General features: G+C 62.7%; 11 protein-coding genes. 5 read left to right on the top strand and 6 right to left on the bottom strand.

The features are described 5' to 3' along the window. Positions 1-28: 28 nt before the first annotated feature. Positions 29-1,567 carry an MFS transporter gene (locus NKJ77_RS18840; RefSeq protein ID WP_023700254.1) on the bottom strand — a complete coding sequence of 513 codons (1,539 nt, stop codon included), beginning with the start codon at positions 1,565-1,567 and terminating at the stop codon, positions 29-31. A gap of 142 nt (positions 1,568-1,709) precedes the next feature. On the opposite strand from NKJ77_RS18840, the gene NKJ77_RS18835 reads away from it, so the two are divergent. The 5 genes from NKJ77_RS18835 to msrB all read left to right on the top strand — a co-directional run bounded on the left by NKJ77_RS18835 (position 1,710) and on the right by msrB (position 5,894). After that, positions 1,710-2,573, top strand: coding sequence for a LysR family transcriptional regulator (locus NKJ77_RS18835; protein WP_023698426.1), 864 nt, complete (start codon positions 1,710-1,712; stop codon positions 2,571-2,573). 58 nt (positions 2,574-2,631) lie between these two features. Beyond that, positions 2,632-3,078 (top strand): GNAT family N-acetyltransferase, encoded by a 447-nt coding sequence (locus tag NKJ77_RS18830; protein ID WP_023668728.1) that lies wholly within the window; start codon positions 2,632-2,634, stop codon positions 3,076-3,078. A gap of 306 nt (positions 3,079-3,384) precedes the next feature. Then, a complete protein-coding gene (locus NKJ77_RS18825; protein ID WP_023700253.1) occupies positions 3,385-4,575 on the top strand; it encodes a vWA domain-containing protein in 1,191 nt (396 codons plus the stop codon). A gap of 16 nt (positions 4,576-4,591) precedes the next feature. Beyond that, positions 4,592-5,389, top strand: a complete 798-nt coding sequence (locus NKJ77_RS18820; RefSeq protein ID WP_023684142.1) for an MBL fold metallo-hydrolase — start codon at positions 4,592-4,594, stop codon at positions 5,387-5,389. A gap of 100 nt (positions 5,390-5,489) precedes the next feature. Beyond that, entirely contained in the window at positions 5,490-5,894 is a 405-nt protein-coding gene (msrB, locus tag NKJ77_RS18815) for a peptide-methionine (R)-S-oxide reductase MsrB (protein ID WP_013529102.1), read from the top strand. A gap of 62 nt (positions 5,895-5,956) precedes the next feature. Here the strand turns inward: msrB and NKJ77_RS18810 are convergent, their stop codons facing one another. The 5 genes from NKJ77_RS18810 to NKJ77_RS18790 form a co-directional block, all read right to left on the bottom strand. After that, on the bottom strand, positions 5,957-6,268 hold the full coding sequence (locus tag NKJ77_RS18810) for a hypothetical protein (RefSeq protein WP_031193151.1): 312 nt from the start codon (positions 6,266-6,268) through the stop codon (positions 5,957-5,959). 7 nt (positions 6,269-6,275) lie between these two features. Further along, positions 6,276-6,716, bottom strand: coding sequence for a hypothetical protein (locus NKJ77_RS18805; protein ID WP_023832608.1), 441 nt, complete (start codon positions 6,714-6,716; stop codon positions 6,276-6,278). A gap of 93 nt (positions 6,717-6,809) precedes the next feature. Then, on the bottom strand, positions 6,810-7,070 hold the full coding sequence (locus tag NKJ77_RS18800) for a DUF2312 domain-containing protein (protein ID WP_023668722.1): 261 nt from the start codon (positions 7,068-7,070) through the stop codon (positions 6,810-6,812). A gap of 149 nt (positions 7,071-7,219) precedes the next feature. Beyond that, positions 7,220-10,678 carry a pyruvate carboxylase gene (gene pyc, locus NKJ77_RS18795; RefSeq protein WP_352535577.1) on the bottom strand — a complete coding sequence of 1,153 codons (3,459 nt, stop codon included), beginning with the start codon at positions 10,676-10,678 and terminating at the stop codon, positions 7,220-7,222. Between the two features lie 281 nt (positions 10,679-10,959). Continuing rightward, positions 10,960-12,081: a branched-chain amino acid ABC transporter substrate-binding protein gene (locus NKJ77_RS18790; RefSeq protein WP_023668720.1), complete on the bottom strand. Its 1,122-nt coding sequence runs from the start codon at positions 12,079-12,081 to the stop codon at positions 10,960-10,962. Between the last annotated feature and the right edge of the window lie 92 nt (positions 12,082-12,173).

Genomic DNA, 12,173 nt, shown 5'->3' with positions numbered 1-12,173 from the left:
GCTGACAGCTACGGGCGGCTTTGGCCGCTTACTCCGCGGGAGCAAACCCTCTCTCCTGCGGCGCGACGCGCTTCGGCCCGAAGATGACGAAGCCGATGACCGACAGGGCGAGAACGCCGATCCCGCAATAGAGCATGACCCAGCCGAAACCATTGACCAGCGCGGCATGCACGATGGCGCCGGATGGGTCGAGGGCTGCGAGCTTCGGCGTCCCCTGCGCAAGGCCCTCCAGATTGCCGGTGGCGACCCTTTCCGCCAGTGCCCGCAACTCATCCGGCTCCAAAGCCGCGCCGAGTGTGGCCCGCAGGTGGGAAACGATACCTTGCGTCAGCAGCAGGCCGAGCACCGCGATGTTGATAGCGAGCGTGATCAGGCGTGCGCTGATGTCGATGCCGGACGCCATGCCGGCACGATCCGGCGATACCGCGCCGGTCGTGGTATTGGTGGTCGGCGAATTGGTGAGACCGATGCCGATGCCGGCAATCAGCGTGCCGGGCAGCATGGTCAGCCAGGTGGCGCCCTCGAGCCTGGAGCCGATCCACATGGCGATGAAACCGATCCCTAGCGTCAGCAGACCGAGCGGGATGGCAATTCGTGCCTGATAGCGCGCGCGAATGCGCTCGGCGATCGGCGGCATCACCATGAAGGGCAGCGTGTAGACGAGCAACAGCAGGCCGGTCGTCGTGCTGTCATAGCCGAGAACGCCCGAATAATAGATCGGCAGATAGATGATGAACGGCCAGTAACTGAAATTCATGCCGATGGCGCCCATGATCGCGCCGGAAAACTGGCGGATGCGGAACGCGGAGAAATCGAACATCGGATAGGGATTGACCCTCTCGGCCACAAGGAAAGCGATGAACGCAGCCACGGAGGCTGATATCACGCCGATGCGGGCGCTGGTCCCGAGATCCGCACCTTGCGTGATCAGATAGGAAAAGCCGAACACCGCCGCCGACAGCGTCAGCATGCCGGCCCAGTCGAGCTTCTGGGCGTTGTGATCGCGCGATTGCGTGACACCGGCGCCGATAAAGGCGAGCGCCAGGATCGCCAGCGGCACGTGGATGAGGAACACCCATTGCCAGTTCGACAGCGCCACGATCAAGCCACCGATGGCGGGCCCGAAACCGAGCCCGATGCCTGAGACGACGCTCCAGGCGACGAAAGCCTTGCCGCGTTCGCGGCCGTCCTGGAACTGGTGAGACAGCACGGCGACGCTGCAGGTCAGCATCGCGCCGCCGGCGAGGCCTTGCAGGAAGCGGGCGGCTATCAGCAGTGCAGCACTCGGAGCCAGGCCGCACAGCAGCGAGGCGAGGCCGAAGGCGACGGTGGTGATCACCATCACGCTCTTGCGGCCGAAACGGTCGGCCAATGTCCCTGTCGCCATCAGCACTGTCGTGCAGGCGATGGTGTAGGCATTCATGATCCACTGCAAATCCCTGAAATTGCCGGCGAGCACGCTTTCCAGTTTCGGCAGGATCACCGGCACGCTGGAGATTTCGAGCCCGAACAGCAGCGACGCCAGGCACACGCCGGTGAGCGCTATGGTGTTTCGTTGAATTGGCATATCGATCTCTTTCCATCCGAGCATGAGGCGCTCTTCAAACCGCGACCAGTTTGAGATAGAGGAGACTCGACCATGAAAAAAGGCTATGCTCGGCTATATCAGAAATGACAAAACGGAATGATCGGCCCAATGGAGTGCTGCGATGACCAGTCTTGATGTGGACGCCGTACGAACCTTTGTGATGGTGGCCGATCTGCAGAGCTTCACCCAGGCGGCATCGGCGCTGGGCAGCACGCAGGCGACGATCAGCGTCAAGCTGCGCCGCCTTGAGGAGAAGCTCGGCGCGCGATTGATTGAAAGAACGCCGCGCCGCGTCAGCCTGTCGGCACGAGGCGCCGTCTTCCTCCCCGCCGCGCGTGACTTCCTTGCCGCGCACGAGCGCGCCATGGCGGAGTTTGCGTCAGCACCGTGCCGGCTTGCGCTCGGCTTTGTCGATCATGCCGCCGGTCCGGCGCTGTCCATTCTGATTGCCCAGCTCCATGCGCACGATCCATCGCTGACGCTCAGTTTGAGGATCGATACCAGCACGGTGCTCAAGGAAGCTTTCGATCACGGCGAGCTCGATGCAGTCATCGTGCACCGCGAAGGCGACAGCCGTCCTGGCCGGACCTTGTCGCGCAACCACTATGGCTGGTTCGCAGCACCTTCCTTCGAGTGGCAGCGCGGAACGCCGTTGCGCCTCGCGCTCTTAAGCACCGTGTGCAACTGTCCGGATCGTGTGCGGGCGGTCGAGGCGCTGGACAAAGCAGGCATCGCCTGGGAGGAGGCCTTCGTCGGCGGCGGCGGCGCGGCCGTCAACATTGCGATATCGGCGGGCTTTGCCGTTTCGGCGCTGGCTCACTGCGTCGCTCCGCCCGGCCTGATCGAGGTTGGCCGCAAGCTCGGCCTGCCGTCGCTTGACCCCTCCGAAGTGGTCCTGCATTCGCACAATCTGGCGCCGCGGGCGCGTGACGCGCTGCAAATGCTGGCGACCGCATTTCGCGAGTACAATTCGCCGGTGGATTAGGCGATGGTGTTTCCGATCTGATTCCGCCGGAATCCGATAAGGCTTTGGAGGAACCGAAATGACGGAGATCACCGTCCGTCCGCTGGCGCTGGCCGACCATGCCGACTGGCGGCGGCTGTGGACTGCCTACCTCACCTTCTACGAGACCAAGCTGCCGGACGAGGTCTACGACATCACCTGGAAACGACTGTTCACGGAAGGTGAATTCGAACCGAAGGGGTTTATCGCCACGCTCGACGGCAAGGCGGTCGGCCTGACCCATTATCTCTATCACCGCTCCGGCTGGTCGGAGAAAAACAACTGCTACCTGCAGGACCTGTTCGCCGACCCTGATGTGCGCGGCAAGGGCATCGGTGCGGCCCTCATTGAAGCGGTCAAGCAGGAAGCCGGCAAGATCGGCGTCAAGAACGTCTATTGGATGACCCACGAAACCAACGCCACAGCGCGCAAGCTCTACGACCATGTCGCGCGGCGGACAGGTTTTATCGAGTATGATCTGCTATGATGCGAGCGCGATCGAAATAACGCGGAAGGAGCCGAATGATCCGCTATGTCGGAATCGTGGATGGCAGTGACGGCGTTTGGGGAGTGCGGATGCCCTATCTCGCCGGCTGCCACGGGGCCGGCGCAAACCCGGCTGAAGCGATAGCCGATGCCGCGTCGGCTATGCGCGAATGGGGCGGAAGCCCGCATCGCAAAGCACTTGCCCATGCCCAACCCACGTACTGTGGCAAATCTTCTGCAATCCGGCGAAATCGACAGTGCCCGTGGCGACTCCGCCGTGACCGTTCGGCATAGATAACGGCCAACCATGTTCCTCCCCTTCTTTCTCGAACTAAAGGCCGCGCGGGTTCCCGTTTCGCTCAGGGAATATCTGTCGCTGCTGGAAGGGCTGGAGGCCGGGCTGGTCGACTATGACGTCCAGGGTTTTTACTACCTCGCCCGCGCCGCGCTTGTGAAGGACGAACGCCATATCGACCGCTTCGACCAGGTGTTTGCGCATGTCTTCAAGGGGATCGAGGCGCTCACCGGCCCCGATGCCGTCGGTGTCGCCAACATCCCTGAGGAATGGCTGCGCCGGCTCGCCGAAAAGCACCTGACCGAGGAAGAGAAGAAACTGATCGAGGCGCTCGGCGGTTTCGACAAGCTGATGGAGACACTGAAGCAGCGGCTGGAGGAGCAGAAAGGCCGCCATCAGGGCGGCTCGAAATGGATCGGCACCGGCGGCACTTCGCCTTTCGGCGCCTATGGCTACAATCCCGAAGGCGTGCGCATCGGCCAGCATGAAAGCCGCAATCGCCGTGCGGTGAAAGTCTGGGACAAGCGCGAGTTCAAAAATTTCGACGACGCCGTCGAGCTCGGCACCCGCAACATCAAGGTGGCGCTGAAGCGCCTGCGCCGCTGGGTGCGCGAGGGTGCGGAGGAAGAGTTCGACCTGCCCGGCACCATCCATGCCACCGCCGAGCACGGCTATCTCGATGTGCAGACGCGCCCCGAACGGCGCAACGCCGTGAAGCTCTTGATGTTCTTCGATGTCGGCGGCTCGATGGACGACCACATCAAAAGCGTCGAGGAGCTGTTTTCGGCCGCCCGCGCCGAATTCCGCCAGCTCGAATATTTCTACTTCCACAACTGCCTCTACGAGGGCGTCTGGAAGGACAACCGCCGCAGGCATGCCGAGACCATCCCGACCTTCGACCTGCTCCACAAATACGGCCCGGACTACAAGGTCATCGTCGTCGGCGACGCTTCGATGAGCCCTTACGAGATCGCGCATCCCGGCGGCTCGGTCGAGCATTGGAACCCGGAAGCCGGCAGCGTCTGGCTTGGCCGGCTGCTGCAGCAATGGCCGAATGCGGTCTGGCTGAACCCCGAAAACCAGAAAAACTGGGGCTTCACCCATTCGATCGCGATGATCCGCGATCTCTTCGGCGGCCGCATGTTCCCGCTGACGATGGCCGGGCTGGAAGCCGCGACCAAGCAGCTTTCACGCAAGCATTGATATGAGAGGAAAACCGATGACCTGCTTTCTTTGCCCGCAATGCGGCGTCCAGTTCGCGGCAACGCAGACCCCTCCAGAAAATTGCCCGATCTGCGAGGACGAGCGGCAATATGTGCGCTGGGAAGGCCAGGCCTGGATCACTGGGGAAGAACTCTCTGCCGGGCATAGGCTTGTGATGAAGGACGATGCCGGCGTTCTCGCTTTCGGCATCGAGCCGCGCTTTGCTATCGGCCAGCGGGCGCTGCTGGCGCAGACGCCGCACGGCAATGTGCTGTGGGATTGCATCTCGATGGTGAGCGACGAGGCGGTAGCCGAAATCAACCGTCGCGGCGGCCTGGCCGCGATCGCCATTTCGCACTGCCACTATTATTCGGTGATGGTCGAGTGGAGCGAGGCGTTTGGCGGCGTGCCGATCTATCTCCATGCCGACGACCGCCAGTGGATCATGCGGCCGCACAACGCCATCGTCAGCTGGGCGGGCGAGACGCTGGCCATAAACCCGTCGCTGACACTCGTGCGTTGCGGTGGCCATTTTGCCGGCGGCCAGGTGCTGCATTGGAAACGCGATGACGGTAACGCCCTGCTGTCCGGCGACATATTGCAGGTGACGCCGACGCGTCGCCATGTCAGCTTCATGTACAGCTATCCGAACTACATTCCGCTCAATGCGCCGGCCGTGCGACGCATCGCGGCGGCACTTGAGCCTTTCGAATTCGACGACATCTACGGCGCGTGGTGGCAGCAGAACATCATCGGCGGCGCAAGAACGGCATTTCATGCGTCGATCGCCCGCTATCTTCAGGCGATTGGGTAGGAGCTCGGCTGAAAATGCGAGCAAAACACGTAACAAACGCCTATCTCTAAGCGAATATAGCTTGCAACCAACAACAAGCCGCCAAGGCTGAGGAGATCAAATGGACACCCACACCTACCCTGTCACCCGCACCGACGCCGAATGGCGCGCCCGCCTGACGCCCGAGCAATATGCGGTCATGCGCGGCCATGGCACCGAACGGCCCGGAAGCTGCGCGCTGCTCTACGAAAAGCGCGCCGGCACCTTTTCCTGCGTCGGCTGCGACCAGCCGCTGTTCGAATCCAAGCTCAAGTTCGAGAGCGGCACCGGCTGGCCGAGCTTCAATGATCCGGTGCCCGGTTCGGTCGAAAACACCGTCGACCGCAGCTACGGCATGGTCCGCACCGAATGCCACTGCGCCCGCTGCGGCAGCCATCTCGGCCATGTCTTCGAGGACGGCCCGCCGCCGACCGGCCTGCGCTATTGCATCAACGGCGTGGCGCTGAAATTCGAGCCGGCGGCTTAAGCCGCAGCTTGACCACCATCTTCAAAGGGCGGCTTCGGCCGCCCTTTTTCGTGTCAATCTTCTCAGACAACCACCACCAGGATCAGCCAAAGCGTAGCCCCGAGCGTCATCAACGAAGCCTTGGCGCCACTGGATTTTTCCGTGGTTCGCCAGACGGCAAACGTCAGAAAGATGTTGTAGGGCACGGGCGCGAAATGCACCGCCAGGACGACGGCGAGCGGCAGCTTCAAGCCGAGCAGAATGAGCGCGGCCACCGACGAGGCGATGTTGATCGCCGTGCCGACAAGGACTAGATCGCGCCAGAACAACCGCTCGACCGGCACCGCGCCTTGCCAGCGCGAGCCGAAGAAGGATCCGATGCTTTGCCCCAACACCTGATAGCTATCCCTCTCCCAGCACGTCGGTGACGGCGCGCTCGAAGCGCGAGCATTCCGTCACCAGCCAGTCGGCCATGGCCGGCCAGTTGTCCTCGGCATAGCAGTTCACCCGCCACATCGAATTGATGCCGAGGCCCTCGCAGCTCTGCTCCGGCCTGAGCTTCAGCCTGTCTTCGATTGCCGGTTGGAACGGCTTCAGCCGCGACCAGACCCCGGTCGCGCCGAACTTCTCGTTACGGCCGAAAAAGACGCCAACTTGGCTTTGCGCCGGCGCGACATACAGGGACAGGACCAGAGCGAAGTCAGGCAGCCCGCGCTGCCAGAACCAGGGTCCGCGCCGCGCCATGGAAGCGCGTTCCTCCGGATGCCGTTCGGCGAACAGCGCCCAGAAGCTGCGTTGGCGGAATTCAGAGGCGCGGCGGGCGCCGAAGTCGAATGCGCTCATGGTTCGATGCCCGTTCCAGCATCATTCCTTGGCCCGAGACTGTTTCGAAATTCGCTCCGGCGATATCAACCGGAGTAGAATTTCCAGACAGCCTTACACCATGCCGAGCGCGGCCTTGTAGAGATCGAGGATGGTTTCCTCTTCCTGGCGCTCGGCCTGGTCCTTCTTGCGCAGCCGGATGATCGACCGCATCGCCTTGGTGTCGAAGCCGGTGCCCTTGGCCTCGGCGAACACTTCCTTGATGTCGTCGGCGATGGTCTTCTTTTCTTCCTCGAGCCGCTCGATGCGCTCGATGAAGGCGCGCAACTGGCCGGCGGCAACAGTCTGGCTGGTATCTGTGATGTCGTCGGCCATGTTTTTTCTCCGCTACTTTTTAAGCACCGCGATTCTGGCGCGGTAAATTGGGAGCGGGTTCGATGCCCGAGCAGGCGCGGCGGGTCAAGCCATTATCGATGCTCCATAACGGCTGCTGCCAGCCGTCCCCAGTGTGATGGATCCGCGCGTCAGCCAAACGCGATCAACAGATCCTTCGCATCGATCTGATCGCCGGCCTTGACCAGCACTTCGGCCACTGTGCCGTCGCGCTCGGCATGCAGGGCCGTCTCCATCTTCATGGCTTCGATCGACAACAGCACGTCGCCGGCCATGACCGCTTGGCCGGCGGCAACCGCAAGGGCGGAGACCACGCCCGGCATCGGCGCGCCGACATGCGCCTCGTTGCCGGGCTCGGCCTTGCGCCGAGCCTTGGCCGCCGAGGCGCCATGCGCCCTGTCTGGCACCCGGACACGGCGCGGCTGGCCGTTGAGCTCGAAGAACACGGTGACCATGCCCTTCTCATCGACGTCGCCGATCGCAAGGCAGCGCACCACAAGCGTCTTGCCTTTTTCGATGTCCAGGAAGATCTCGTCTTCGGACTTCATGCCGTAGAAATAGGTCGGCGTCGGCAGCACACTGACCGGCCCGTAGGTTTCCTGCGCGGCGGCGAAGTCGGTAAACACTTTCGGATACATCAGCCAGGAGGCGAATTCGTACTCCGAGAGCTTGCGCTCCAGCTTCTGCTCGATCTCCTTGCGGCTGGCCTTGAGGTCGGCTGGCTTGAGCAGCGAGCCCGGCCGCTCGGTGATCGGCTTGCTTTCCTTCAGTGCCTTCTTCTGCAGCTTCGCAGGCCAGCCGCCGGGCGACTGGCCGAGATCGCCGCGCAGCATCGAGACGACCGAGTCCGGGAAGGCGATGTCCTTGGCCGGGTTTTCGACGTCGGCAACGGTTAGATCCTGGCTCACCATCATCAGCGCCATGTCGCCGACCACCTTGGACGACGGCGTCACCTTGACGATGTCACCGAACATCAAATTGACGTCGTGATAGGCTTGTGCCACCTCGTGCCAACGCGTTTCCAGCCCGAGCGAACGCGCCTGCTCCTTGAGGTTGGTGAACTGGCCGCCCGGCATTTCGTGCAGATAGACTTCCGAGGCTGGCCCCTTGAGATCGCTTTCGAAGGCCGCATACTGGTTGCGCACCGCTTCCCAGTAGAAGGAGATGTTGCGGATCCATTGCGGATCGAGACCGGGATCGCGCTCGGTTCCCTTCAGCGCCTCGACGATCGAGCCCAGGCAAGGCTGCGAGGTGTTGCCGGAGAAGGAATCCATCGCCGCGTCGATGGCGTCGACGCCACTTTCCACGCCCGCCAGCACCGTCGCCGCCGACAGGCCTGACGTGTCGTGGGTGTGGAAATGGATCGGCAGGTCGGTGGCTTCGCGCAGCGCCTTGAACAGCACGCGGGCGGCGGCAGGCTTCAAAAGCCCGGCCATGTCCTTGACGGCGATGATATGGGCGCCGGCTGCCTGCAATTCTTTCGCCAACCCGACATAGTATTTAAGGTCGTATTTGGCGCGCGCCTGATCGAGGATGTCGCCGGTGTAGCAGATCGCCGCTTCGACCAGCTTGCCCTCCGCGCCCACCGCGTCCATGGCGACGCGCATATTCTCGACCCAGTTCAGGCAGTCGAAGACGCGGAACAGGTCGACCCCACCGGCCGCTGCCTGGCTGACGAAATGCTGCACGACATTATCGGGATAGTTGGTGTAGCCGACGCCATTGGCGCCGCGTAGAAGCATCTGCAGCAAAAGATTGGGGGCTGCTTCGCGCACTTTACTCAGCCGCTCCCACGGATCCTCGGTGAGGAAGCGCATGGCGACGTCGAAAGTGGCGCCGCCCCAGCATTCCAGCGACAGCAGCCGCGGCAGCGCCCGCGCATAGATGCCGGCAATGCCGGCAATGTCATGCGTGCGCATGCGGGTGGCGAGCAGCGACTGGTGGCCGTCGCGCATCGTCGTGTCGGTGACCAGCACCTCTTTTTGCTCACGCATCCAGGCAGCGAATTTCTCCGGCCCCAGCGCGTCGAGCTTCTGCTTGCTGCCATCAGGCACATTGCCGTTGAGATAGGGCACGACGGGCGCTGCCGCATCGGCCTTCGGCATCGGACGGCCGCGGGTTTCGGGATGGCCGTTGACGCTGACGTCGGCCAGATAGTTGAGCAGCTTGGTGGCGCGATCCTGCCGCTTCACCTGCGCGAACAGCTCCGGCGTCGTGTCGATGAACCTGGTCGTGTAGGAATTGTCGGCGAAGCGCGGGTGGTTGATGATTGCCTCGAGGAAGGTGAGGTTGGTCGCCACGCCGCGGATGCGGAACTCGCGCAAGGCCCGGTTCATGCGGGCGATCGCCTCGCCCGGTGTCGGCGCCCAGGCAGTCACCTTCTCCAGCAGCGGATCGTAGAAGCGGGTGATGACCGCGCCCGAATAGGCGGTGCCGCCGTCGAGGCGGATGCCGAAACCGGCGGCTTCGCGATAAGCGGTGATGCGGCCGTAGTCCGGAATGAAACTATGCTCCGGATCCTCGGTCGTGATGCGGCACTGCAGCGCATGACCGTTCAGCCCGATGTCGGCCTGCGCCGGCACGCCCGACTCTTTCGTGCCGATGGCAAAGCCGTCCAGTATGTGGATCTGCGCCTTGACGATGTCGATGCCGGTCACCTGCTCGGTCACGGTGTGCTCGACCTGGATGCGCGGATTGACCTCGATGAAGTAGAACTTGCCGGTGTCGGCGTCCTGCAGGAATTCCACCGTGCCGGCGCCGATATAGCTGGTCTCCCGCGCGATCTTGAGCGCATAGCCGCAAAGCTCCTGGCGCAATACCTCGCTGAGATAGGGCGCCGGCGCCCGTTCGACGACCTTCTGGTTGCGGCGCTGGATCGAGCAGTCGCGCTCGAACAGATGTACAGCGTTGCCATGCGTGTCGCCGAGCACCTGGACCTCGACATGGCGAGCGCGCTCGATCAGCTTTTCGAGATAGACCTCGTCCTTGCCGAAGGCGGCCTTGGCCTCGCGCTTGCCTTCCATCACCTCGCGGGCGAGGTCGGCTTCCGCGCGGATGGCGCGCATGCCGCGCCCGCCGCCGCCCCATGATGCCTTGAGCATCACCGGATAGCCGACTGTCTTGGCGAGCTGCTTGACTGCTTCCATGTCGTCCGGCAGCGGTTCGGTTGCCGGCACCACCGGCACGCCGACCTCGATGGCCAGATTGCGCGCGGCGACCTTGTTGCCGAGCCGGCGCATCGTGTCGGGCTTCGGCCCTATGAAAGTGATGCCGGCCTCGGCGCAGGCATCTGCGAATTCAGGGCTTTCCGACAGGAGGCCATAGCCCGGGTGGATGGCGTCGGCGCCGGACAGTCTGGCGACCCGGATCACTTCCTCGATCGACAGATAGCTTTCGATCGGCCCCATGTCCCTGGCCAGATGCGGCCCGCGCCCGACTTGGTAGCTTTCATCGGCCTTGAACCGATGAAGCGAATATTTGTCCTCCTCGGCCCAGATCGCCACGGTTTTGAGGCCGAGCTCGTTGGCCGCGCGAAAGACGCGGATGGCAATTTCGGACCTGTTGGCGACGAGGATCTTCGTGATGGCCAAGGAAGGAGCTCCGGACAGGGAGGGATGGGGCAGAGGCATGATTAACGCGAAAATGTTGCAGTGCAACCAAAATCGAGGAGAGATTAAACCGATTTAAATGCGATTCTAGCACCACGGCTCGAAAAGCTGCGTGCGATTGGCGCCTCGAGGTGACGCTAATTGTCGTGCCCGCACAAATTCGACCCCGGCTAACGGCTTGTCCAGCCACCCTCGCTGCCGCCCTGTCACCAACAAAAATGCCCGGCGCGAGCGCCGGGCATTCCATAGAGCTGCGTTTCGAATTACGACTTCGGGAACCAGGAGATCTTGCCGTCCGGACCCTTCTTCCATTCGTACATGATGTAGCCCGGGAGCTTCGGATCGCCCTTCGCGTCATAGGCGAGATCGCCCAGAACGGTCTTGAACGGGCCCTTCTCGTGCAGCGCCTTGGCCACTTCCACGGGGTCGTTCGACTTGGCCACGGCAGCAGCCTCGGCGATCACCTGCATGGCGGCGTAGGAGTAGAGAGTGTAGGCTTCCGGCTCGAAGCCCTGAGCGCGGAACTTCTCGACCAGTGCCTTGTTCTCGGGGATCAGGCGCGGATCGGGACCGAAGGTGTTGAGCGTGCCGATAACCGCATCGCCGGCGATCGCAGCCAGCTCGTCGGTGACGATGCCGTCGCCCGACATCAGGGTAGCCTTGAGGCCCTGGTCCGCCGACTGGCGGATGATCAGGCCGGCTTCGGTATGCAGGCCGCCCCAATAGATCAGGGTAACACCGGCATCCTTCATCTTGGCAATCAGCGCCGAGAAGTCCTTGTCGCCGACATTGACGCCTTCGTACATGACTTCGGTCAGGCCGGCAGCGTTCATCGCCTTCTTGGTCTCGTCGGCAAGGCCCTGACCATAGGGGGTCTTGTCGTGGATGACGGCAACCTTGGCGTCCTTGAAGTTGGTCGCGATATAGCCGCCGGCGATGCCGCCCTGCTGGTCATCGCGTCCGCAGGTGCGGAACACGTTCCACAGGCCGCGCTCGGTGAATTTCGGGTTGGTCGCCGCAGGCGTCACTTCGACGATGTTGTTGTCGACGTAGACTTCCTGCGAAACCGGGATCGAGACGCCCGAGTTGAAGTGGCCGATCACGAACTTCACGCCGTCGCCGACGAACTTGTTGCCGACCGAAATGCCCTGCTTCGGATCGGAGACGTCGTCGCCGACTTCGAGCTTGATCTGCTCGCCGTTCATGCCGCCTGCTGCGTTGATGTCGGCAACGGCCGCTTCCGCACCCTTCTGCAGCTGCGCACCGAAGGCCGCATTCGGACCGGTGATCGGACCTGCGACGCCGACGATAACGTCAGCCCATGCATTGCCACCGAACGCCACAAGCGCGGTCAGGGCAACGGCGGACAAAAGTGATTTCTTCATTTAAACGCTCCCATTTACGAGGTGGGCGTGGATGAAACTTTCATGCGATGCCCACCCTTATCGCAGAAAGCGTACTTTGCCGATTTTCAGGC

Origin of the sequence: Mesorhizobium sp. M0052, from assembly GCF_040323255.1 — a bacterium.
GTDB lineage: Bacteria > Pseudomonadota > Alphaproteobacteria > Rhizobiales > Rhizobiaceae > Mesorhizobium.
The sequence above is the reverse complement of the archived record's forward strand: the minus strand, read 5'-3'. Positions and strand labels throughout refer to the sequence as shown.